Annotated in this window: 20 protein-coding genes; 5 read left to right on the top strand and 15 right to left on the bottom strand. The window is 59.1% G+C overall.

All coding sequences use genetic code 11. From position 1 onward, the window contains the following. The first annotated feature begins 6 nt into the window (after positions 1 to 6). Genes D777_RS14470 through D777_RS14460 form a run of 3 tightly spaced genes read left to right on the top strand, consistent with a single transcriptional unit; the run spans position 7 to position 1,401 of the window. Positions 7 to 585 carry a DNA-3-methyladenine glycosylase I gene (locus D777_RS14470; RefSeq protein ID WP_036133635.1) on the top strand — a complete coding sequence of 193 codons (579 nt, stop codon included), beginning with the start codon at positions 7 to 9 and terminating at the stop codon, positions 583 to 585. A gap of 58 nt (positions 586 to 643) precedes the next feature. After that, positions 644 to 949 carry a DUF6482 family protein gene (locus D777_RS14465; RefSeq protein WP_036134389.1) on the top strand — a complete coding sequence of 102 codons (306 nt, stop codon included), beginning with the start codon at positions 644 to 646 and terminating at the stop codon, positions 947 to 949. Beyond that, positions 946 to 1,401 carry a DUF3429 domain-containing protein gene (locus tag D777_RS14460; protein WP_036133633.1) on the top strand — a complete coding sequence of 152 codons (456 nt, stop codon included), beginning with the start codon at positions 946 to 948 and terminating at the stop codon, positions 1,399 to 1,401. The genes D777_RS14465 and D777_RS14460 overlap by 4 nt, the downstream gene beginning before the upstream one ends. 6 nt (positions 1,402 to 1,407) lie before the next feature. Here D777_RS14460 and D777_RS14455 read toward each other — a convergent pair whose 3' ends face one another. From D777_RS14455 to D777_RS14415, 9 genes are all read right to left on the bottom strand, one after another. Then, on the bottom strand, positions 1,408 to 2,418 hold the full coding sequence (locus D777_RS14455; protein WP_036133632.1) for a sigma-70 family RNA polymerase sigma factor: 1,011 nt from the start codon (positions 2,416 to 2,418) through the stop codon (positions 1,408 to 1,410). A gap of 220 nt (positions 2,419 to 2,638) precedes the next feature. Then, complete coding sequence (locus tag D777_RS14450; RefSeq protein ID WP_036133628.1) at positions 2,639 to 4,090, bottom strand: aspartate kinase; 1,452 nt, start codon at positions 4,088 to 4,090, stop codon at positions 2,639 to 2,641. 51 nt (positions 4,091 to 4,141) lie between these two features. After that, the gene (gene ectB / locus D777_RS14445; protein ID WP_036133626.1) at positions 4,142 to 5,410 is read right to left on the bottom strand and encodes a diaminobutyrate--2-oxoglutarate transaminase; all 1,269 of its coding nucleotides are present in this window, start codon (positions 5,408 to 5,410) and stop codon (positions 4,142 to 4,144) included. Positions 5,411 to 5,595: 185 nt separating this feature from the next. Continuing rightward, positions 5,596 to 6,111, bottom strand: coding sequence for a diaminobutyrate acetyltransferase (ectA, locus tag D777_RS14440; protein WP_036133623.1), 516 nt, complete (start codon positions 6,109 to 6,111; stop codon positions 5,596 to 5,598). Between the two features lie 145 nt (positions 6,112 to 6,256). After that, the gene (locus tag D777_RS14435) at positions 6,257 to 7,210 is read right to left on the bottom strand and encodes a hypothetical protein (protein ID WP_036133620.1); all 954 of its coding nucleotides are present in this window, start codon (positions 7,208 to 7,210) and stop codon (positions 6,257 to 6,259) included. Positions 7,211 to 7,220: 10 nt separating this feature from the next. After that, positions 7,221 to 8,624: a sodium:solute symporter family transporter gene (locus D777_RS14430; RefSeq protein ID WP_036133617.1), complete on the bottom strand. Its 1,404-nt coding sequence runs from the start codon at positions 8,622 to 8,624 to the stop codon at positions 7,221 to 7,223. Between the two features lie 406 nt (positions 8,625 to 9,030). Next, positions 9,031 to 10,002: a radical SAM protein gene (locus D777_RS14425; RefSeq protein WP_036133614.1), complete on the bottom strand. Its 972-nt coding sequence runs from the start codon at positions 10,000 to 10,002 to the stop codon at positions 9,031 to 9,033. A 12-nt stretch (positions 10,003 to 10,014) separates the two neighbouring features. Beyond that, positions 10,015 to 12,186 carry an FAD-dependent oxidoreductase gene (locus D777_RS14420; RefSeq protein WP_036133612.1) on the bottom strand — a complete coding sequence of 724 codons (2,172 nt, stop codon included), beginning with the start codon at positions 12,184 to 12,186 and terminating at the stop codon, positions 10,015 to 10,017. A gap of 335 nt (positions 12,187 to 12,521) precedes the next feature. Further along, the gene (locus tag D777_RS14415; RefSeq protein WP_036133610.1) at positions 12,522 to 13,373 is read right to left on the bottom strand and encodes a UDP-2,3-diacylglucosamine diphosphatase; all 852 of its coding nucleotides are present in this window, start codon (positions 13,371 to 13,373) and stop codon (positions 12,522 to 12,524) included. Between the two features lie 139 nt (positions 13,374 to 13,512). Here D777_RS14415 and D777_RS14410 point away from each other — a divergent pair, with 139 nt between their 5' ends. Beyond that, the gene (locus D777_RS14410; protein ID WP_036133607.1) at positions 13,513 to 14,808 is read left to right on the top strand and encodes a DsbA family protein; all 1,296 of its coding nucleotides are present in this window, start codon (positions 13,513 to 13,515) and stop codon (positions 14,806 to 14,808) included. Here the strand turns inward: D777_RS14410 and D777_RS14405 are convergent. The 5 genes from D777_RS14405 to D777_RS14385 are packed head-to-tail and all read right to left on the bottom strand — an operon-like array spanning position 14,801 to position 20,847. After that, a complete protein-coding gene (locus tag D777_RS14405; protein WP_036133604.1) occupies positions 14,801 to 15,037 on the bottom strand; it encodes a formate dehydrogenase subunit delta in 237 nt (78 codons plus the stop codon). The genes D777_RS14410 and D777_RS14405 overlap by 8 nt on opposite strands. Positions 15,038 to 15,049: 12 nt before the next feature. After that, complete coding sequence (fdhD, locus tag D777_RS14400; RefSeq protein ID WP_051669126.1) at positions 15,050 to 15,919, bottom strand: formate dehydrogenase accessory sulfurtransferase FdhD; 870 nt, start codon at positions 15,917 to 15,919, stop codon at positions 15,050 to 15,052. After that, entirely contained in the window at positions 15,900 to 18,800 is a 2,901-nt protein-coding gene (gene fdhF / locus D777_RS14395; RefSeq protein ID WP_036133602.1) for a formate dehydrogenase subunit alpha, read from the bottom strand. The genes fdhD and fdhF overlap by 20 nt, the downstream gene beginning before the upstream one ends. Before the next feature lie 22 nt (positions 18,801 to 18,822). Beyond that, positions 18,823 to 20,361, bottom strand: coding sequence for a formate dehydrogenase beta subunit (locus D777_RS14390; protein ID WP_036133598.1), 1,539 nt, complete (start codon positions 20,359 to 20,361; stop codon positions 18,823 to 18,825). 9 nt (positions 20,362 to 20,370) lie between these two features. Further along, positions 20,371 to 20,847 carry a formate dehydrogenase subunit gamma gene (locus tag D777_RS14385; RefSeq protein ID WP_036133595.1) on the bottom strand — a complete coding sequence of 159 codons (477 nt, stop codon included), beginning with the start codon at positions 20,845 to 20,847 and terminating at the stop codon, positions 20,371 to 20,373. Positions 20,848 to 20,929: 82 nt separating this feature from the next. On the opposite strand from D777_RS14385, the gene D777_RS14380 reads away from it, so the two are divergent. Then, positions 20,930 to 22,006, top strand: a complete 1,077-nt coding sequence (locus tag D777_RS14380; protein ID WP_036133593.1) for a substrate-binding domain-containing protein — start codon at positions 20,930 to 20,932, stop codon at positions 22,004 to 22,006. Positions 22,007 to 22,019: 13 nt separating this feature from the next. On the opposite strand, the gene D777_RS14375 is transcribed toward D777_RS14380, so the two are convergent. Continuing rightward, positions 22,020 to 22,646, bottom strand: a complete 627-nt coding sequence (locus tag D777_RS14375) for a YbhB/YbcL family Raf kinase inhibitor-like protein (protein WP_036133589.1) — start codon at positions 22,644 to 22,646, stop codon at positions 22,020 to 22,022. Positions 22,647 to 22,716 lie beyond the last annotated feature (70 nt).

Genomic DNA, 22,716 nt, shown 5'->3' with positions numbered 1-22,716 from the left:
GACTCAATGAACAAGGAACGTTGTCCCTGGTGCGGAACCGATCCGCTCTACGTGCACTACCACGACACCGTTTGGGGACGACCTGAACGCGATGATCAGGCACTGTTCGAAAAGCTCTGCCTCGACGGCCAGCAAGCCGGCCTCAGCTGGATTACCATCCTGCGTAAACAGGAAAGCTATCGGGCCGCCTATGACGGTTTCGATGCCGAGCGCATCATTCAGTACGGTGACGAAAAGATCGCAGAGCTGCTGTCAGATCCCGGCGTGATCCGGAATCGCCTGAAAGTTCATTCGATCATCAAGAATGCTCGCGGCTATCTGGACATCCGTGAAAACGAAGGCAGCTTCAGTGACTTTCTATGGTCATTTGTTGATGGCTCCCCAATCCAGAATCGCTGGGCGAGTATGAGTGAGGTGCCGGTTTCGACGGTCGAGTCAGAGGCCATGTCAAAGGCGCTCAAACGCAGGGGGTTCACCTTCGTAGGCCCAACAATCGTCTACGCATTCATGCAGGCGACCGGCATGGTTAATGATCACCTGATCCACTGCCCTCAACACCAGGCGTGCCAGAAACTCGCTGACTGATCCTCAAGCAATCCCCGAACGTATTTCTCACTGAATCTGGATGCACTGGAGCACAGCGGTGAGAACAACATTAGAGCAACTGAGGACTCAACCGGATCTGATCATCGATCTTCTGGAGATCATTTCCCTTGAGGGTAGGCATTACATGGCCAGGCTGACCATAGACGGCCAGCAAACGTTGCTATCCGACGAAAGCGGCGTAACCAGCCTGTTCCGTAGCGCCTGGCAGATACAGGACACGCTGGCATCGTTCAGCGTTCGCGAAACCCAGGTGGTCCACCCTTCCGCCTATAACGAGATGGTTGGCCTGGCGCCCGGCAGCCAGGAGCCGCTGCGCATTCGGCTGCAGAGGCATAGATCGTGATTGCCGTTTCCAGACTGGCCATTCTCGTTGGACTTGCCGGCCTCATACCCTTCATCGCAGGTGCACTCGGACTCTGGCTAATCCCTGCAAAAAGTCCAGCGTTGATTGGTTGGTTCTATCTGTATAGCGCCGGTATTCTCGCCTTTATGGCGGGGGTCTACTGGCCCATCGCCATGCAGTTCGACAACCGGACACACCCACAATCGCCACTGGTCACGATTTTGCTGAGCCAGCTGTTCTTTGTCGCTGCCGGGATCGGATTGTTACTCGCCACGACCGGGCAGGTCTTCCTGTACACCGTGGCCTATGTCGCCCTTTACTTCGTGGACGCCCGCTGGATGCGCCTGTACTGGCCGTCCTGGTACCTCCGGCTTCGCCTTGCACTGACGACGGTGGTGGTGCTTTGCCAAGTCATTGCCGGCGTTTGGGTCTTTCGGATGCAGGGCGCCTGATCCTGATCAGGCGCCGCTGCTCTTGTCCTCCATATCGGTCGCGTGGCCGAACCGGCCCCGCAATTTCCTGAGCGCCCCTTTTTCTATCTGCCTCACCCGCTCCCGACTGATTCCAAGATCGTCAGAGATAACCTGCAAGGTATCAGGCTCGGGCAAGCCCAGGCCAAAACGGCGCACCAGAATGTCCTGCTCCCGCTTCGTCAGCTCACCCATCATTTGCTGCAAGGTTCTGGAGCGGTCGCGATGAACCATCGGGTAATCTGGCCGGTGCCGCCGGTTGTTCTCCAGGCTGTCCACCAGCAGCACTGAACCGTCCTCCACCAGAGGGCTATCGGTAGACACTTCCCGCGCCGCAAGCGCTCTGAGCTCACCGATCCTGGAGGGCGTCGCTTCCATTTCGCGGGCCAACTCAGCCTGGGACGGCGTGCGCCCCAGATCCTGATGCATACGAACCGATATCCGTTGCAGTTGTCGGATTTCGTCGACAACATTCTCGGGGGTATGCACAACCCGAACCCCTCGCTGCAGGCTGCGCTTAACTTCTTCGCTGATCCACCAGTAGGCGTAGGTTGAAAACCGGAAACCCTTGGTCGGATCAAAGCGCTCGGCGGCCTTGATCAGGCCCACGTTGGCGTCCTGAATCAGATCAGGCATCGGGATACCATGCTGGCTGTATCGTCGAGCCAGGTGCACCGCCAACCGGAGGTTGTGCTCCACCAGCTTGCGTCGGCATCCCCGAGCCAAACCCAGAGCCCGGCGCCCCCGATGGCTGGCTAGTCCGGCTTCCTCCGCTTCCGCGATCAGCACCCGGAAGGTCTGGACCGTGTCCTTGGGAAGGGAAAGCTCCTCAGAAACGATTCGGAAGGCAAGAACCAGTTTTCTGGCCAGCCTGCGCTCCTGTTCATCAGTCAGTAGTTGGAAACGGGACGCATCCCTGAAGTACAGCCCAACCAGGGAATCCCTTCCGCTTTCAGCGGGTGTGGTCGGAGACGGTCCCAGCCTGTCATGTCTTCGCATGGCCTTGGTACCGGTTATGAATTTATAAAAAATACGAGCCCGTCAACCGGTTGGATTTGCCTGGACGGCATGGAGGGAAGAAGTGCAAAACGCAATGTTTTCAGGAAGGTGATCGGGTGGCATCCGGCTGGACAAGACCAGCCGGATGCCCCGATCTGGAGGCAAGACGACCTCCATTACCAGCAGGCAGAGCGACCGGTTCCGCCCGCCGGTAACCCGTTTACTCGATGGATGCCGCCACGATGGCGTACTCGTGATTATGCGGCTCAATCAGTGCTCCATGCAGAGCGCTGATGGCGCTTTCATAGTGGTCTTCATCAATCACGAACTGGATATCCACCTGACGCATGCACTGATGAATGGCCAGTACACTGATGTCTCTGTCCGCCAGCGATTTCACCGAACGCGCCAGGATACCCGGCACCTTCATGTCACTGCCAATGGCAGACACCAGAGCCACCTTACGGGTACCGATCTCGGCGTTGGGAAAAGCTTCCTCAAGCGCCTTGACCACGCGTTTCACGTGCTTGAGCGTGGTATCCACGTAGTGGGTAATGGTGTTGGCGTTGGTGTCCTTGGACATGAAGCGCACCTTGAAGCGGCTCAACACATCCAGGATCTTGCGGTCCGAACCCGGCTCACCCTGCATGTCCTGATCAAACACCTCGATGGCAAACACACCCTTGGCACCGGCAATGATTTCCACCTGAGCCATCTCACTGACGTAATCGCCGGTGATCAGGGTACCGGTGTGCTCCGGCTCGAAGGTGTTCATCACCCGCAGCGGGATCTCGTTCTGACGCAACCCCTTACCGGCACGGGGGTGAATGGCTTCCATCCCCAGGTTGGCCAGTTGATCAGCCACGTCGTAATTGGTGCGACCCAACGGCACCACCTTGTCCTCGCCCACGATGTTGGGATCGGCGGAGCTCAGGTGATACTCCTTGTGGATAATCGCTTCGCGGGCATTAGTGATCACCGCCACCCGGCTGAAGGTCATTTCGCTGTAGCCACGGTCGAACGTCCGCATCAGACCTTCCTTGCACTGGGCATAGCCGGTGCAGATCGGTAGTTCGCGGCTCAGATCAACGGCATCAAAGGCCTGCTGAAGCTTTTCGTCCAGCGGCAGCAATTCGGCATCGCGCCAGCCTGTCAGGTCGACGAAACGCGCATTGATGCCCTCTTGCTGGAGCTTCAGTGCGGTGTTGAACGCACTGTGGGCTTCGCCGATACCCGCCAGCATTTCGCGAACGGTCAGCAGATGCTCTTCCAGCTGGAACTGGCCATAGGAGCACAGACGCTGCAGATCGATCAGGCAGCCGCGTACACCCTCAATGCGATCGGTGATGAACTGGTCAGCCTGCTGTTTGAGCATGGGATCTTCGAACAGCTCACCGTTGATATCGGTGAGGAACTTCACCAGCTTGGTGAGATCGTCCCCCCAGGCCCAGTCGGATTCGGCATCGGCAAACAGGGCGTAAACACCCGGCTCGCCGGTCTTTTTGTGTTCCAGCAGCTCGTTGGTGACGCCGCCATAGGCGGACACCACGAAGATGCGCTGATAGAGGTCGTCCTTGCTGCGACTGCCAACAACAATGTTGTCGCGCACGGCCTCGTAATTGCTCATGGAAGTACCGCCGATCTTCTCGACGGTATGCTGTGCAGTAGTCATAGGTTTGCCTTCGCTATCCTGCAGAATGAATGTCCCGGAACCGCGGGCGTCTCAGGACGCCTCGCTGACTCCCTCCTGCATGATTTCGTCGACGCTTGCCGCCAGCAGGGCAACACCCTTCTTCAGGTCTTCCTCGCTGGTGGTCAGCGGCATCAGGCATTTGATGACTTCATCGTTCGGGCCACTGGTCTCGATGATCAGGCCTTTCTCGAAAGCACGGCTGGTGATGTCACCGGTCAGGTCGGCGTTTTTCGCCTCGATACCGCGCATCAGGCCGCGACCCTTGACGTGGAACTCGCCCGGATACTTGTCGCAGATGGCCTGCAGGGCATCGCCCAGTACCTTGGTCTTGGCCTTGACCTCGTTGGCAAAGGCATCGTCCTTCCAGTAGTTCTCGACGGCAGCGCGCGCGGTAACAAACGCCATGTTGTTCCCACGGAAGGTACCGTTGTGCTCACCCGACTCCCAAACGTCCAGCTCCGGCTTGAACAGTACCAGTGCCATCGGCAGTCCGTAGCCACTCAGGGACTTGGATACCGTCACGATGTCCGGCTTGATGCCAGCAAATTCGAAGCTGAAGAACTCGCCGGTACGACCGTTACCCGCCTGGATGTCATCCAGAATCAACAGGATATCGTGCTTCTTGCAGAGCTCGGACAGACCCTTGAGCCATTCAGCGCGGGCAGCGTTCAGGCCACCTTCACCCTGAACCGCCTCAACAATCACCGCCGCCGGCAGTTCAACACCGGAGGAGCTGTCGGACAGCACTTTGTCCATGATCTTCAGGGTGTCGACGTCTTCACCCAGGTAGCCGTCATAGAACATGAAATCCACGTTGTTCAGCGGCATACCCACACCACCACGGTGATGCTTGTTACCAGTTGCCGCGACAGCACCAGTGGTCACGCCGTGGAAGCCATTGGTGAAGGAGATGATGCCGGTACGGCCTTTCACCTTCCGCGCCAGCTTCATGGCTGCTTCCACACAGTTGGTACCGGTCGGGCCGGTAAACTGCATCTTGTAGTTCAGGCCACGGGGCTCAAGGATGTACTTCTTGTAGGATTCCATGAAGTCATGCTTGGCGGTGGTGAACAGGTCCAGGCCCTGGCTGACGCCGTCCGATTCGATGTATTCGATCAGGGCTTTTTTGAGAATATCGTTGTTGTGGCCGTAGTTCAGGGAACCGGCACCGGCCAGAAAGTCCAGGTATTCCTTGCCATCTTCGGTGTACAGATGCGCGTTCTTGGCGCGGTTAAAAATCACCGGGAAGGCACGGGAATAAACACGTACTTCGGATTCAGTAGACTTGAAAATTTCCATTGTCTTGCCTCTTAGCATGTCAGGTTCGAGGTAGATGCGCGGCAGCCTGTCGGTAAAACGTTTCGGTCGCGACAAGCCCGCCGTGCGTTGGTTTAAGCCTTGATAGCAAGCCCACCTCGGGTGGCTTGCCGGCTAGTCCAATTCACAGTCGTCACTCACGATGTCTGATCGTGAATTCAGGGCTCTCAGACAGGCTTCTTGAAAGGCCCGATACGCAGCAGGAACTCGGAATCGTGCTTCCCGCCGAAGTGGGCGTCTTTCTCGAAGTACTCGTGATAGGTGAGCTCGGCTCCCATGTCACGGGCGAATGAGCGGAACAGCGCCCAGGAGGCCTCGTTGTCTGCGGTGATGGTTGTTTCCATGTGCGTGACATCCTTGCAGGCATCACGGGAAACAATCTCATTCAGCATCCGCTTGGCGAGGCCCTGTCCACGACCTTTCTCGTGAACCGCCACCTGCCAGACAAAAACGGTCTCGGGCTGTTGGGGAGGGATGTATCCGGAGATAAAGCCGACCAGATCGCCTTCCTTCTCCGCGGCCACGCCGGTTTCGGCAAAGTGGCTGCACTGCAGTAGGTTGCAGTAAATCGAGTTGGGGTCCAGCGGCGGGCATTCAGCCACCAGCTGGTTAAGCCTGAAGCCATCATCCTTCGTGGGTGTGCGTAGGGTGATGGCGGTGGTATTCGAACCTTCAGATGTCATAACGTGATCAATTCGCTTCAAAAGTTAGTGCTGAATTATATAGACCACAAAATATATTTCAAGCTGCGGTCATTCCGTGCACGGCAACACACCCGCCCCGACAACTTAAGAATAGTTTGAATTGAAGCATCCGCCAGTGACAGCTTCATGAATTTTTGGAAGGAAACATCACCTGTTCTGGCGCCAGCGCCGTGCCGCTGATAATACGATGGCGATAAGACTCCGAAGCATCGCTACCAGCCGGCCAGAGCTGGTCGAAACACGCCAGCCAGGCGGCCCCATCAAAGGCCACCGGCACCAGAGAAACCGCCAGTCCCGAGACTTCTTGGCGGGCTACCGCCACCTCGGGCGATGGCCCGGCGGCGATTCGCGTTATCAGACCTCGACGATCACCTTTCAGATTCCCCATGCCGGCAGATCCGTTGTTCACCACCACGCCGGAGGGGGTTTCAGTGGCCGTTGCCCAGAGTACAGGCAGGCAGGTGTGGGTACAGGCAATGACGTCCGCTCCTGTGGCGGCCAGCCAACGCCTGACGTCAGAATCGTTTCCAGTACTAAAGGATTCATGGGCCAACCCCCACCCGGCAAGGGATTCAGGATCCCCATGCAGAACCAGAATCTTTAGGCCTCCAAACATCAGGCAACGGTAGCGTGGTAACGCTGCCAGACGCTCCTGAATATCCGGGTACTGGTTTGCAGTGGACTGCAGTCGCTCCATGATGCGGTTGGACCGCTCCACCACGGCCTGATCGACGAACTCGGGATAGGCACAGCCACAACCGGCACCATCACTGGCATCAGCCAGTTCATACTCCACATTGCCGAGACTGGCAGTATGAGCCAGAACCCGGTCGTTGATGTCCCGGAACAGCTCGTCACTGGCGTTAAACCAGTTAAAATCACCGTTGAACACCAACCGGACCCGGCGCCCGGCCTGCTCCTCTGCGACCGCCATACGCTCGATCTCATCCAACGCCAGCGGATTGCCATAAAGGCCACCGACAATGTAGAGCACATCCTCGGTAACCGGCTCCGGGTTCTTGCAGAGGCTGGCCGGCTCATAGCGGTACGCGAGTGGACAACTGCGGCCTTCGGTCATAGCGGACAACTCAGATCTCGCCCGCCGCCAGTGAACGGCCGGCCAGCCGGCGCACCACAAGCGGCAGGAAGAATCCGGCACTGCAAATCAGGAAGCCATAGGCATTCACGCCCAACAACATGGCGTATTTGCCCTCGCCAATGGCCCAGCTGTCCGGAATCAGGCCGGTCGCCAGCAGAATTCCCAGCCCGATGCCGGTCCAGAAGCTGAGGTGAAAACTCCAGGGCGACCAGCGGGTAAAGCTGTAGAACAGGAACACCGGCGCCAGCCCCATCACCATGGTGCCGGAAATCGTGGTGGCCTTGAGAATGTCGGTACCGGCAAACATCGGCAGGTTACCCAGCAGGGCAAACACGACCATCACCACTGCACCCACGCGCATGCTCGGCAACTTGTCCTTCGCCCGCTGCGCCAGCCGCGGCAAATCCACCGCCAGGGACTTGGCCAGGGAGGTAAAGGTTGAATCAAGCGTGGAGCCGGCAGACGTCATCATCACCACACTCATGAAGAACAACGCCGCCAACCCCAGCGACTGCCCAACCGCAGCCGGCGCATTGCCCATGGCCTCGATGCCATTGAGCCGAGCATGAACCCCCACCAGACTGAAGATAAACACCGCCACAAAGCCAAGCAGGCCGGCGACGACGAAGCTCTTGAGCATGGTCTTTTCTTTGTTTACGAAGCCCCGATCGGTCAGTACCGGATCGTGGAACGGATAACTGAACAGCTGCAGCAGCGCCACCAGCAGGAGATCAAACCCGGCATCGAGTCGGAACTCACCGTTACTCAGCAGGGCGCTGGTATCGTTCGCCGGCACAATCAGGAACAGCACCGCCCCGACAAAGAACACGAACACAAACGCCTGAATGACATCGGTAAAGATCGACGACCGCAGACCGCCCTTGAGGCTGTAGGCCAGTGTAAACACGGTAAACAGCATCGCTGCGGCGTAGTACTCCCATTCACCCGGCAGCCCGAAGTAGCCACCAACCACCGCGGTGTTGCTCCAGACCTCGTTGTACAAGCGGATCAGAATCGCCGCCGCAAATGACAGCGCCGCCAGGCGTCCAAACCGCGACGTCAGAAACTCCTGCAGGCTCCTCGCCCCGGTCTGAGTCCGAATCAGGTAGATGATGTAACCCGCCACCGGAATCGACAGCCAGTAACTGGCATAGGCCAACCCGCCGACAACCCCGTAAGCCGCGCCCAGGTTGGCGGCATTGGTAACCGACTTGGCAAAGATCCAGCTGATAAAAATACTGGCCGTCAACGACCACTGGCCCACCGGATTGCCCTGATCATCCGCCCCCTTATAGAACGAATTCGCATTTCGGCTACGGGGCGACAGGGCATACATCACCACGCCGTAGACCACGAGAAATCCCCAGAACAGGGAGGCTTCAGTAAAGTTCATCGTCGTTTCCTATTCGTTCTCTTTGTTTTGTTGTTCCGGGGCTTATGCCCGTTGTTGTGACTCTGGAGTTATCGGTGGTGGCAGGTTGCGGCGCAAAAAAACGCCCGTGAACCCATCCATGGGGGGCTTGGTCGCGCCGTCCGTGGCGCTCCACATTTTTTGCGCCGCAACCTGCCACCCCCTGATTAACCTCACTGCTTGCTGTCCCCGACAAGTCCCTGCTCATTCAAGCCCTGCGAATAGCAAAGCCGTCTCCGCGGTCTGTGGGTGGGGAATTTATTTCCGCCAGAAAAAAGATGTCTGAGCGCAGCGAGTTATTTTTTCCAAGGAAATAAATTCCCCACCCACAGGCCGCCAACCGCACCTCTCTCAGTCCTACAGACGCTAACCATCCCCCCAGCAACAATCACCCAGGCGCCGAACAACTAGCCCCAAACCGATAACAGGCAAAACACCTGTGATGCCGCAACATAATCCGCTCGTCCATACTCTCCGCCAGCGTCCCCCCAAGGTCATACTGCGGATCGTCATCCACCAGCGTGCAGGCATACACCCGCACCCGGTCATCTTTCTTCACCAGCATCCGCGTGTACGTGCACATAAAGTGAGACCGGGATTCTTTCGTGGGGTACTTCTCCATACAGGTCTCGGTAATCTCCGGGCTGCCGTCATCGGTTCCCGGCGTCCCCAGATCGGGAAAGGCCGTGAACGCCAGAGTTTCCGGAATACCGCGATCACGGAAGATGGCCCGGAAGGCATTTTCAACGTCTTCCGGGTTTTCCCCAGGGTCTGTCTGGCGGGCAATGGAAACCTTGAAGCCCTGCTCAACCAGCCACGCGATGCCTTCAAGGGCCAACTCGAAACTGCCGTCACCGCGATCTTTGTCGTGGCGGGCAGCATCCGGGAAATCCAGGCTGACACGGAAATGGATCGAGTAGGGATTATCCAACAGCGGCAGAACCTGATGCCGACGCTTGAGCAGTGGATCGGTGGCGTTGGTCAGCACAAAGCAGGGCCGGTGCTGACTGGCGTAATCGAGGATGTTCACAAAGTCCCGGATCACGAAGGGCTCGCCGCCGGTGAAGCTGAACTGTTCTACGCCCATCTCCACCGCTTCGTGGATGAACGGCTTCACGTCACTGAGTTTCATCCCTGGAATACGCCCATCACCGGGATGAGAACCTTCCAGGCAGAAGGGACAAGCCAGATTGCAGGCCGTGCCAGTGTGAATCCACAACTCCCTGAGCTTGTCCGCCTCGATGTATCCCCGGGGATCACCGTCGCGGGTGTGAGTCCAGCTGTCACGGGCTCTGGGTTCCAGAACCTCCACCGCCGGTATGCGTTTCGCGTCCTGTTTGGGTAGGTCAACCAGGGGCATATCCGCTCCTATTCAGTTATTCGGCCTGGAGGCCTTTCCGCGCCGCCAGCCATGCAGTTTTTCCAGCAGGTTCAGCACACCCTCCGGGGCGTGCGCCCGTTTCCATTCCCCTGCTGCGTATTTCGCTGATTCATTCCAGGTCGGGTAGGGGTGAATGGTGCCCAGTATCTTGTTGAGCCCCAGGCCGTGTTTCATCGCCAGGGTGAATTCGGCCAGGATTTCCCCGGCATGATTACCCACGACCACGGCACCGAGGATCCGGTCCTTGCCTGGCGGCGTCAGCACCTTGATGAAGCCGTAGTCTTCACTCTCCGCAATCGCCCGGTCCAGATCATCGAGGCCGTAGCGGGTCACCTCGTAGGCAACCCCTTGTTCCCGAGCCTCCGCTTCACTCAGTCCTACCCGCGCCACTTCGGGCGAGGTAAAGGTGACCCAGGGCATCACCCGGTAGTCCACCCGGAACCGTTTGAACTGACCGAACAGTCCGTTCACAGCGGCGTACCAGGCCTGATGCGCCGCCGCGTGTGTGAACTGATAAGGACCGGCCACGTCGCCACAGGCAAAGACATTCGGATAGCGCACACTCATGTCCTCCTCCACAGGCACAGTGCCATTGGGCAGGGTCTCTATGTTGACCTTCTCAAGTCCCAGTCCGGACGTGTTCGCGGCACGTCCGACCGCAACCAGCACTTGGTCAAAGGGAATCCGGACCTGCTCGCCCTTGTGCTCGCAGTAGGCGACCTTCTCCCCGTCTTCCAGGCGGAACTCGGTTGCGGCGTGCTCCAGGCGCAGATCAATACCGTCCGCTTCGAACTGCTTCATGACCTGCGCCGACACATCGTCGTCTTCACGACCCAGAATCCGCTCCGTCCGCTCTACCTGGGTTACCATCGATCCCAGGCGGGCAAAGGCATGGGCCAGTTCACTGCCAATGGGACCGCCGCCCAGTACCAGCAGACGTTGCGGTTGATCCCGCAGGGACCACAGGTTCTCGGACGTGAGCGGGTTCATATCCGCAAGGCCGGGAACCGGTGGCAATGCCGGTTTTCCGCCCGTTGCGATCACAATGCTGCGTGCCGTCAGGCGCTCCACGCGGCCATCCCCATGTTTAATCTCAACCTCCCAGGGAGATACGAAACTCGCTTCGCCCTGGATGCAGTCCACACCCAACTGCTGATAGCGCTCCGGCGAATCGTGAGGCTCCACTTTGGCAATCACCGACTGGACCCGCTCCATGATCTTGCGGAACGAACCTTTTACCGGAACCGATTCCAGGCCATAACGATCGCCATGGCGGAACGTATCGGCAGCCCGAGCACTTCGGATCAGCGCCTTGGAGGGAACACAGCCAGTGTTCAGACAGTCCCCACCCATCCGATCCTTTTCCACCAACGCCACCTTTGCTTTTACCGCAGCGGCGATGTAGGCAGAAACCAGTCCCGCCGAACCACCGCCAATCACGATCATGTTGTAATCGAAGCGATCGGGCTTCCTCCACCCAGCATAGACTTTTCGGCGCTTCAAAAATCCGACAATAAACTTGGCGATGATCGGAAAGACGCCGAGCAGAGCAAAAGACAGCAGCAGATCGCCGGAGACGATATCCCCAAGGGCTTCAATTTGCCCCAACTGGGTACCGGCGTTCACGTACACGAACGTACCCGGCAGCATCGCCAGCCAGCTCACCCAGGCGTAAGTCCAGAGGCGCATGCCGGTCAGACCCATGGTGAGATTGATCAGGAAGAAGGGGAATACGGGCACGAGGCGCAATGTTGCGAGGTAGAAGGCACCGTCCTTGTGGATGCCACGATCAATGCGCGCAATCGTTTCCCGGTATTTATCCCGAAGGGTGTCACGAAGGAGGAAACGGGCCACCAGAAAAGCAACCGAAGCACCCAGGGTGGACGCCAGGGACACGACCACGAGGCCATAGGCATTTCCGAAGAAGGCACCACCCGCCAGCGTCATCACAGCCGCTCCCGGTAGCGACAAGGCCGTAACGAGCACATAGGCAGCACCAAACGCCGCCAGGGCCACAAGCAGGTGCCCACCGATCCATTGATCCAGCGCCTGACGGTTCTGCTTCAGGGCATCCAGAGTCAGCCATTCAGTGCCTCCGAGGCCCCAGAACGCAATGACCGCTATCGCGATCACCGTAATCAGAACCAGCTTTCCCGTTTTCATGCACGTCTCCGTCAACAGTGTGTTGCTGCCTTAAACACACGAACCAGGCATTTGTTACAAAATAATCCAGTCAGTTTCGAGGTTAGCCCGGATTCTCCGGCGAGTTGTCACAAAGTTATAAACCTTGCCTAACTCTCCCCTAACTCTCCCCTAACTCATCCCGGGGATGACCGGAAAAACCCGCCGGCAGGCAGATACGAAAGGCGTTATCGGACAGTTCCCCGGCGAGGAATTTTGGGAATACATTGACGGTAAAAGCGATGAAATGTCTATGGCGAAAGGAAAAATACTTCAGAAAGACAGCAGGTTGCTGGAAGGAGGTAGGACTGGCAAGCCTAGCTTGCCAGTCGATTCACCTGCTCCACAAAGGCCGCAGGCAGGGGATCCAGAACCGGGCGGGCATCGCCCGAAAGGCCCGGGTTCGGGGATTCGGGCTCGGAAGCCAGGATAGCCGGCGCTTCAGACCAGTGCAGCAGCTGAAACTTGCCGTCCTCGCCTTCCACCAGAGCCGTGCAGTGTTCGACCCAGTCGCCGTCGTTGCAATAGAGCCCCTCGTCGCTTCTCAGGAAGCCCGCAGAGTGGATGTGGCCGCAGATAAACCCGTCGTAACGCCCCTTCTCCGCAGCCGTCAGCGCGGCCAGCTCAAATCGGCGGATAAAGGTTCTGGCGCGGCCGATCCGGCTCTTGATCCAGGCCGCCAGCGACCAGTAGGGCTTACCCTGCAATCTGCGGAGCGCATTGAACCAGCGGTTCAATCGCAACAGCAGTCCGTGAGCCCGGTCGCCCACCAGCAACATCAGCGGACTGCAACGCACCACCTGATCAAACTGGTCGCCATGGCATACCAGAAACTGGCGGCCGTCTGCTGTGGTGTGCGCGGTCTTTTCAAGGATCTCGATACCGGAAATGGTCTGGCCACTGAAACGACGGAAGAACTCATCATGGTTACCGGGAACATAGACAACCCGGACCCCACTGCCTGCCAGATCAATCAGCTTCTGGATCACCCGGTGGTGGGTTTCGGGAAAGTGCGCGCGCCGTTGCATGGCAATCAAGTCAACGATATCGCCGACCAGGTAAAGGGTTTCGCACTGAACGTTCTCCAGGAAATCCAGCAGATACTCGGCCTGGCAATCGGCCGTGCCCAGGTGAACATCGGAAATGAATACGCTGCGATACTGTCGCACGGTGCCTCCCCGTCTCTCAGGACCTGTATGAGGGTTCCTGAACCCACCTTGGCAATCCCCGGTGACAGGCCGGTGACACTGGCACGACAGTTTGGTTACTCTTTGTGCTCCCAGTGCCAAAATAACAATAAGGATAATCATGCTCAGACTCACGAAGGCGGATTTGATGCCCTGGCTGGCTCGGACGATATCCAGCAACACCGTCTATCGCGTTCGGCACACGATTCAACGCGCTCGCTCACGCATCCGGGGAGAGCAGGACCTGGCCCTCGTCTTTATCAATCCCCGCGATCCTTTCGGACTGCCCTTGTTGGAGGGCCTGATCCAGCTGCAGGAGAACTACGGCGTACGTTTCCGGATCCACACCGTTTGGCGACTGGACGATGAGATGTTTCCCGAGCCGGAACTCTGGCGCGAATGGGCTCAGCAGGATGCGTCAAGGCTATCGGCCCTGTATGGCTTCACCGCACCTGACCGGCCAACCGCACCCGCTCAATCGGAACTGAACGCAGCCACCGCGCGCCTGCTGAAAGCCGAGCAAACCCCGGACGCGCTGACAACAGCTCTGGGTGTATTCAAGACGCTCTGGGGCTCAACCTCGGGAGTCGTGGAGGTCGGAAAGCCGGATGAGGAAAGGTTATCCAGGAATGACGCTCTACTCCGACGACTCGGGCATTATCAGGGCAGCATGGTCTGGTATCTGGGTGACTGGTTCTGGGGCGTGGACCGGCTGGATCATCTGGAGCAAAGTCTTAGCCGGCAGGGGCGGAACCGGAACGCTGCAAATGCGCGCATTTTCACCCGGACATGGGCGGATCTGAGCCGTAAAGCTACCCCATTGCCTGACGACCACCCGGCGGGCCACGTGCCTCTCGAGGTGTTCTTCTCGATACGCAGCCCCTACTCGTATCTGGGCCTGGAGCGCGCCATACAGCTTGCCAACGCCTGGAATATTCCTGTCAAGCTTCGACCGGTCCTGCCCATGCTGATGAGGGGGCAATCCGTGCCCGATGCGAAAAAGTGGTACATCTTTCACGATACAAAAAGGGAAGCCAACAAACTGGGCATCCCCTACGGTTTTGTCGCTGATCCGCTCGGCTCCGGGGTGGAACGCTGCTATGCCCTGTTCGAATACGCCCGCTCACAAGGTCGCGAAATCGACTACATGCGCACCTATGCCCGGGCGGTCAATGCCGAGGGGATCCGCTCTGAGACCGATGCCGGCCTGAAAGTGATTGTCAAACGTGCCGGACTCAACTGGCAGGCTGCAAAGCCCCTGCTCAACGATGAAAGCTGGCGTGACTGGGCCGAAGACAACCGCAAGGCCATGTATGAGTGCGGCCTTTGGGGTGTTCCCAGCTTTCGTTATGGCCATGTCAGTTGCTGGGGCCAGGACCGCTTGTGGGTGATCGAGAATGCAATCGGGATCAGGTAGTTTCCGCCGGCTTTTGTAATGAGGCCACAGCCTTACGCGACAACTCCGACAGCTCACTGCCATCCTGTTCCGCGTAGTCGATGATCATCTGCTTCATACTGCGGGCCCAGAACTTCTTCAGATGGCCGGCCACAGCCCCGGCAGCCTCATCCTCGCTGCCGGCATGATGCAGATTGGCACTGATCTGGTTAACCATGGTGATCAGGTGGTGAAGCTGGTCATCGCTCAACGTCGTCACTCCTCAAACGGATACCGGCCTTGCAAGGCCTCGGGTGTAGGTTACATGGCGACCGGGACGGGCGAAGCCGATCAGGGTCAGGCCGGCTTTTTCAGCTTCGCGGATGGCCATCGCCGTCGGTGCCGACACAGCCACCAGGCAACCAATCCCGGCATTGGCGCTTTTCTGCACCATCTCGTAACTGGCGCGGCTCGACACCAGGGCAAAACCGTTGGCAAAAGCGCTTTCGCCGGTTTCCCGGATGCGCGCTCCGATCAGCTTGTCCAACGCGTTATGACGGCCCACGTCTTCCCGGACCATCAGAACCTCCCCTGCCGGCGAACACCAGGCCGCGCCGTGGGTTGCCCCGGTCTGGGCCTGCAATGGCTGGTGGTCGCGGAGGTGGTCCACGGCGGTCTGTACTGCCCCGTCATCAGGCCTGAAGCCGAAGGGCACCTTGCCGACCGGGCGGATGGCCTGCTCCAGGGAATCGGCCCCGCAAAGCCCGCAACCGGTTCGGCCCGTGAGGTTACGACGGCGCATTTTCAGCTCGGCGAAACGATCCCCTGCGATGTGCATGGTCACTTCGATGCCCTCGCCCCGGGAACGGGTCTCCACACCAAACAACTGATCGGGGCGCTCCAGGATGCCCTCTGTCAGGCTGAACCCGAGGGCAAGGTCTTCCAGGTCGTCAGGCGTCGCCATCATCACCACATGGGATATGCCGTTGTAGACCAAGGCCACCGGGACTTCTTCGGCAATCACATCGATCATCTCCGCGTGGTCAACACGTCCATGCACTTCCACCGGGACTTTCACGGTTGCCGCGGGCAGATCCTGCCCGTGATCAGAGCGGTCACTGCCGGACTCAGGGCTATTTGAGCGCGCTAACATCGTCGGGTGCCCTCCCATGCATGGCCGGCTCCAACAGCTCGTGCTGACGCTCATCGAAGTCCTCGAAATGACGCTGCCAGCGGGATGGCTGCGACACCTTCTCCACCTGCACCGCCGTCACCTTATACTCGGGGCAGTTGGTGGCCCAGTCCGAGCTGTCGGTGGTGATCACGTTAGCGCCGCTGCCCGGATGGTGGAAGGTGGTGTAAACCACCCCCGGCAGCATGCGTTCACTGACCTTCGCCCGCAGCACCGTTCGGCCAACGCGGCTGGAGATACCCAGCCAGTCGCCATCATGGATGCCTCGCAATTCGGCATCACTGGGGTGGATTTCCAGCAGGTCTTCCTCATGCCAGCGTTCGTTCTCGGTACGCCGGGTCTGGGCACCGACGTTGTACTGACTGAGGATCCGACCGGTCGTCAGCACCAGCGGGAATTTCCGGTTCGTCCGCTCCTCGGTGGCCACATACTCGGTGACGGCAAACCGGCCCTTGCCGATGGGGAAGTCCACCTCATGCATGGTCGGCGAGCCTTCCGGATGCTCATCGTTGCAGGGCCACTGGATACTGCCCAGTCGCTCCAGCTTGTCATAGCTGACGCCGGCGAAGGTCGGAGTCAGCAGGGCAATTTCGTCCATGATTTCCGACGGGTGCCGGTAGTTCATGGGGTAACCCAGGGCATTGGAGAGCGCCATGGTGACTTCCCAGTCCGCCAGCCCGGCAACCGGTGCCATCACTTTGCGTACACGATTGATACGGCGTTCGGCGTTGGTGAAGGTGCCGTCCTTCTCCAGGAAGGTGGATCCCGGCAGCAGTACGTGAGCGTACTTGGCGGTTTCGTTGAGGAAGATGTCCTGAACGATCAGGCAGTCGAGTGCCGTCAGGGCAGCCTCGACATGCTGGGTATTGGGATCGGACTGAGCAATGTCCTCACCCTGCACATACAGGCCTTTGAACGTTCCGGCGATGGCGGCATCGAACATGTTGGGAATGCGCAGGCCCGGCTCGTCGTCGATAGCCACGCCCCAGACGTCACTGAAGCGGGCGCGGACGGCGGCATCGCCCACATGCTGGTACCCCGGCAGTTCATGGGGGAAAGACCCCATGTCGCAGGAACCCTGCACGTTGTTCTGGCCCCTTAGCGGGTTCACCCCCACACCCTCACGGCCAAGATTGCCGGTGGCCATCGCCAGGTTGGCAATGCCCATCACCATGGTGGAGCCCTGGCTGTGCTCGGTGACGCCAAGACCGTAATAGATCGCGCCATTGCCGTTCGCGGCATAGGCACGAGCCGCCTGCCGTACCAGATCTGCCGGCACACCGGTCACCGCTTCCATGGCTTCGGGGGAATGACGTTCCTCCTGAATAAACTCGCGCCAGGCGGTGTATTGTGTCTGGTCACACCGTTGTTCGATAAAGGCTTTGTCTTCCAGGCCTTCGGACACAATCACGTGTGCGAGGGCGTTCACCATGGCCACGTTGGTGCCCGGCCGCAGGGGCAGATGGATGGCCTCACCGCCGTGGGGCGTTTTCAGCAGATCAATCCGGCGTGGATCAATCACGATCAGTTTCGCGCCTTCCCGCAGCCGCCGGCGAACCTGGGAGCCGAAAACCGGGTGGGCATCGGTGGGGTTGGCGCCGATGACCACGATGGTGTCGGCTTCCATCACCGAGTCAAAGGTCTGGGTGCCGGCAGATTCGCCCAGCGTGGTCTTCAGACCGTACCCGGTGGGGGAATGGCAGACCCGGGCACAGGTGTCGGTATTGTTGTTGCCGAACGCCGCTCGGATCAACTTCTGCACCAGGTAGGTTTCCTCGTTGGTGCAGCGGGAAGAGGTGATTCCGCCGATGCTTTCGCGACCGTATCTGCTCTGGGTTTCCTTCAGTCTGTTCGCGGCAAAATGAATGGCTTCGTCCCAGGACACCGCGCGCCAGGGCTCTTCGATGGATTCCCGGATCATGGGCTCACAGATGCGATCCTTGTGGGTGGCATAGCCGAACGCGAACCGGCCTTTCACACAGGCATGGCCATGGTTGGCGTCTCCGCCCTTGTACGGCACCATCCGTATCAGCTGGCCTCCCTTCATTTCTGCCTTGAAGGAACAGCCGACGCCGCAGTAGGCACAGGTGGTCACCACGCTGTGCTCTGGCTGGCCGGCGTCAATCACGCTCTTTTCCATCAGCGTCGAGGTGGGGCAGCTCTGCACACAGGCGCCGCAGGACACGCACTCGGAATCCATAAACGGCTCACTCTGGCCAGCGGACACCTTCGAGTCAAAACCACGTCCTTCGATGGTCAGGGCAAACGTACCCTGAACCTCTTCACACGCCCGCACACAGCGTGAGCAGACAATGCACTTGCTTGGATCAAAGCTGAAATAGGGGTTGGAATCGTCGGTTTCGGCAGCCAGATGGTTTTCACCCTCAAAGCCGTAACGCACCTCCCGCAAGCCTACCGCGCCAGCCATGTCCTGCAGCTCACAATCGCCGTTGGCCGGGCAGGTAAGGCAATCCAGGGGGTGGTCGGAGATGTACAGCTCCATGATGTTCCGGCGCAGCTTCGCCAACTTGCCGTTCTGGGTGGTGACCGCCATACCGTCGGCCACCGGCGTCGTACAGGAAGCCGGATAACCCCGTCGGCCTTCTATTTCCACCGCGCACAGCCGACAGGAACCGAAGGCCTCGAGGTTATCAGAGGCACAGAGTTTGGGAATCTGGATACCCAGCAGGGTCGCGGCCCGCAGCACGGATGTGCCTTCCGGCACCTCGATGTCATACCCATCGATGGACAGTGAGACAGTGTTTTCCGACGTTGCCGGCGGTGTGCCGTAATCCAGGTCCGGCTTCAGGGCGGGTTTTCCGGGATCAAAATATTGCAGCATGATGTGCCTCCACTCGATTCGGTCAACCCGCCAGGTCGTCCGGGAAATGTTTGATCACACTCTGCACCGGGAAAGGGGTCATCCCTCCCATGGCACAGAGCGACCCATCCACCATGGTGTCACACAGGTCTTCCAGCAGGCCCAGATTGGCCTCCCGGTTCTCACCAGATCGAATACGATCAATCACCTCCACACCACGCACTGAGCCAATCCGGCAAGGCGTGCACTTACCGCAGGATTCAACGGTGCAGAACTCCATGGCGAACCGGGCCTGCTCGCCCATGTCCACGGAATCGTCAAACACCACCACACCGCCATGGCCGATACCGGCCCCGAGTTCGGCAAAGGCCTCGTAATCCAAGGGGGTACCCCACTGGCTTTCCGGCAGGTAGGCCATCAGGGGGCCTCCCACCTGCACCGCCTTCATGGGCCGACCGGTGGCGGTACCGTCGCCAAAATCTTCCAGCAGCTCTTTGAGCGGAACGCCGAAGGCCAGTTCGATCAGCCCGCCGCGGCGAATATTGCCCGCCAGCTGAACCGGCAGGGTGCCCCGGGAACGGCCCATGCCATAGTTGGCGTAGGCCTCACCACCTTTGGCCATAATGAACGGCACCGCCGCCAGGGACAGCACGTTGTTGACCACCGTGGGCTGGCCGAAAAGGCCGACAATCGCCGGTAGCGGCGGTTTTGCCCGCACCAGCCCGCGCTTGCCCTCGAGGCTTTCCAGCAGGGAAGTTTCCTCGCCACAGATGTAGGCGCCGGCACCAAGCCGGACCTCCAGGTGAAAGGCTCGGCCGCTGCCAAAGACATCGTCACCGAGATAACCCGCCGCCTCGGCCCGGGCGATGGCCTCATTGAGCATCCGATGGGCGACCGGGTATTCCGAACGCAGATAGATATAGCCCTGCGTAGCACCCACCGCCATGCCGGCGATGGCCATGCCTTCGATCAGCATGTATGGATCGCATTCCATCACCAGACGGTCAGCAAAGGTGCCGGAATCCCCTTCATCGGCGTTGCAGACGATGTATTTTTGCTGCTGCCTGGGCTGATCGTGCACGGTCTGCCACTTGATGGCGGTCGGGAAGGCGGCTCCGCCACGGCCACGCAGGCCCGAGGTTTTCACCTCATCGACGATGCCTTGCGGTTCCATGGCCGCAGCGCGGGCCAGACCCTCGAAACCGCCATGGCTACGATAATCGTCCACCGATAACGGGTCGGTAAGTCCGATACGGGCGAAGGTCAGTCGCTGCTGCCGTTTCAGGTAGGAATGTTCTTCGATATTGCCGAGGCACCGCTCATGCCCCGACTGGCCGTCCAGCAACCCGGCGCCGATCAGGCCGGCAACGTCGTCAGGTTCGACAGGGCCATAGGCCACACGCCCCTGGCCAGCGTCCACCTCAACCAGAGGCTCCAGCCAGCACAGACCGCGAGAGCCATTACGGATCACCGTGATGTCGACGCCCTGTTCGGCCGCCTTCTGTTCAATCAGCCTCGCGACTTGATCTGCACCGAGGGACAACGCGGTGGTATCACAGGGTACATAAATTTTTGTCGTCATTGTCGGCCCCTATTCCAGTTCGAGCGTCGACGTGGTGAGTTGTTCCGCCAGTCGGTCGAATTTTTCCGGGGTCATCCGGCCATGGATGCTGTCATCCACTCGAATGGAGGGCGCGCAGGCGCAGTTGCCGAGACAATAGACCGGCTCCAGGGTGATCTCACGATCTGTCGTGGTCTGGTGATAGTCCACAGCCAGTCGCTGACGCACATGCTGTTCCAGTGCCCGTCCGCCCATTGCCTGGCAGGCTTCGGCGCGGCACAGCTGAACGACATGGCTGCCCGGCGGGGTCGTTCGGAAGTGATGGTAAAAGCTGATCACGCCATGCACTTCGGCGCGGGTCTGTTGCAGGGCATCGGCAATCAGGGGAACCGTTTCGGGGGGGATATATCCCAGTCTGTCCTGAATGGCGTGCAGGATCGGCAGAAGAGCACCAGGCTGATGCCGATGGGCATCCAGAATGGCCCGGGCCTGCTTCAAAATATGCATTATTGTTCCTACCTATTTTTGTTCTGTTACCCTATAAATCGCACAGTACCACTCTGACCAGCCACTCGGAATATGAATCAGAATGCATAGGAAGAAGCTCAACATTGTCCCCTCCCTGCTGTTCCGGACAGATCACAACGAATGGTTCGAGCCGGTACTTTTCAGGCTGCTGGAAAGCATCCGGGAGAGCGGCAAGCTCACCGCGGCGGCCCGCACCAACAACATCTCCTACCGGCACGCGTGGAACCTCCTTAATCGTGGTACGGATTTCTTTGGTGTGCCACTGGTCGAAATGCGAAAAGGCCAGGGCACGCAGTTGTCTGCCCTTGGGGAAAAGCTGCTGTGGGCTGACCAACGGGTGAAGGCTCGCCTCGAGCCCCAGATTGCAAGCATGGCCTCGGAATTCAATGACGAGATACAGCAGATTCTTGCCGGTGCCCATCGGGTGCTCCGCATCCATGCCAGCCACGGCTATGCCGTCTCCTTGCTGCCGGACATTTCAGAACAACTGGAAATCAATCTGCAGTTTCGCAATCCGGACGAGGCCCTGGCGGCACTTCAGCGGGGCGACTGCGACATGGCCAGCTTTCACTTCCCCACCTGCCCGGCGTTGGCCGAGAAGATACTAGAGCACTACCAACACCACCTTGAGGGCCAGGATTATCAGCTGATCCGGCTGGTCACCCGGCAGGAAGGCCTGATGATGCGACCCGAACTGGCCGGCTCTGTTCAGTCCCTGCCGGATTTGGTGGCAACGCAGGCGAGATTCATTGGCCGGGACCGGCATTCGGGCAGCCGGATCCTCCTCAACCTTCTGCTGGAAAGGGAAGGGCTTGGGGAAGGGGACATCAACCGGATGCCCCAGGAAGAGCTCACGCACACCGCGGTTGCGGCATTCGTCGCCTCGGGGATGGCCGACGTCGGTTTCGGGGTGGAAGCTGCCGCCCGTCAGTTTGGCCTTGAGTTCATCGCCCTGACCAGCGAGCACTACCTGCTTCTCTGCAAAAAAAACGGATTACCTGACGACGATCTCGCCGACCTTATCCGCGTGGTACAAACCCGCGCCTTCCGTGAACAGCTTGAGCAGGTACCGGGTTACGCGCCGGACAAACCGGGAGAGGTGACCAGCTTCGAGCAGCTGATCACCGAAGACCGCTAACGGGCCTCTGCCGTCATGACCGCAGGTCAGGGTTGAGCGTGTAGGTTCCGGTCACCCGGGCGCTGGCCAGCACGTGTCCGGCCATGGCATCGCGGACAGCGTTGCCATCAAACTCACCGCTCAGGCCGAGAGTTTCGACATCCAGGGCATGAACCTCGTAGTGGTAGTGATGCAGCAGCTCATCGTTCCACGGCGGGCATGGCCCGTCGTATCCACCGTAGGTTCCGGCCATATCCGGATTACCCGCCAGGAACTGGGTGTAATTGTTCACACCACGCACACCGAACGCGGCAGGACCCGGCTCTTTCCCCTTGGGGCTGACACCGTCACTGTCCTCGCCTTCGGGAATGCGACTGACATTGGCGGGAATGTCCACCAACAGCCAGTGAAAGAAATCCACCCGCGGCAGATCTTTGGAGACCGTCTTGCCCTCCTGGTTGACGTCCTCGGCAACACTGGGGACGTCCGGATCAAACATGATCACCACAAAGCTTTTCGTGCCCTCCGGAGCGTCTTCCCACACCAGCTCCGGGTTGCGATTGGGGCCGAAGCTCATATGGTCCTGTTCGCTGAAGACGCCAAACGCGAATTTTTCCGGGACCGGTTGTCCCTCTTCGATTCCTCGAACCTCTAGTTTCACGACGTTCTCTCCTGTAAAACACTGGTTTTTATCAATGATCAGGGTGCCTTACGCACATAAGTTCTGTGGT

Source organism: Marinobacter nitratireducens, assembly GCF_000708045.1.
GTDB lineage: Bacteria > Pseudomonadota > Gammaproteobacteria > Pseudomonadales > Oleiphilaceae > Marinobacter > Marinobacter nitratireducens.
The sequence above is the reverse complement of the archived record's forward strand: the minus strand, read 5'-3'. Positions and strand labels throughout refer to the sequence as shown.

What these genes read in the sequence shown, in the direction of transcription:
- D777_RS14470 (WP_036133635.1), top strand. Translation starts at nt 7, where the DNA reads ATGAACAAGGAACGTTGTCCCTGGTGCGGAACCGATCCGCTCTACGTG.
- D777_RS14455 (WP_036133632.1), bottom strand. Translation starts at nt 2,418, where the DNA reads ATGCGAAGACATGACAGGCTGGGACCGTCTCCGACCACACCCGCTGAA.
- D777_RS14450 (WP_036133628.1), bottom strand. Translation starts at nt 4,090, where the DNA reads ATGACTACTGCACAGCATACCGTCGAGAAGATCGGCGGTACTTCCATG.
- ectB (WP_036133626.1), bottom strand. Translation starts at nt 5,410, where the DNA reads ATGGAAATTTTCAAGTCTACTGAATCCGAAGTACGTGTTTATTCCCGT.
- ectA (WP_036133623.1), bottom strand. Translation starts at nt 6,111, where the DNA reads ATGACATCTGAAGGTTCGAATACCACCGCCATCACCCTACGCACACCC.
- D777_RS14435 (WP_036133620.1), bottom strand. Translation starts at nt 7,210, where the DNA reads ATGACCGAAGGCCGCAGTTGTCCACTCGCGTACCGCTATGAGCCGGCC.
- D777_RS14430 (WP_036133617.1), bottom strand. Translation starts at nt 8,624, where the DNA reads ATGAACTTTACTGAAGCCTCCCTGTTCTGGGGATTTCTCGTGGTCTAC.
- D777_RS14425 (WP_036133614.1), bottom strand. Translation starts at nt 10,002, where the DNA reads ATGCCCCTGGTTGACCTACCCAAACAGGACGCGAAACGCATACCGGCG.
- D777_RS14420 (WP_036133612.1), bottom strand. Translation starts at nt 12,186, where the DNA reads ATGAAAACGGGAAAGCTGGTTCTGATTACGGTGATCGCGATAGCGGTC.
- D777_RS14410 (WP_036133607.1), top strand. Translation starts at nt 13,513, where the DNA reads ATGCTCAGACTCACGAAGGCGGATTTGATGCCCTGGCTGGCTCGGACG.
- fdhD (WP_051669126.1), bottom strand. Translation starts at nt 15,919, where the DNA reads ATGTTAGCGCGCTCAAATAGCCCTGAGTCCGGCAGTGACCGCTCTGAT.
- fdhF (WP_036133602.1), bottom strand. Translation starts at nt 18,800, where the DNA reads ATGCTGCAATATTTTGATCCCGGAAAACCCGCCCTGAAGCCGGACCTG.
- D777_RS14390 (WP_036133598.1), bottom strand. Translation starts at nt 20,361, where the DNA reads ATGACGACAAAAATTTATGTACCCTGTGATACCACCGCGTTGTCCCTC.
- D777_RS14385 (WP_036133595.1), bottom strand. Translation starts at nt 20,847, where the DNA reads ATGCATATTTTGAAGCAGGCCCGGGCCATTCTGGATGCCCATCGGCAT.
- D777_RS14380 (WP_036133593.1), top strand. Translation starts at nt 20,930, where the DNA reads ATGCATAGGAAGAAGCTCAACATTGTCCCCTCCCTGCTGTTCCGGACA.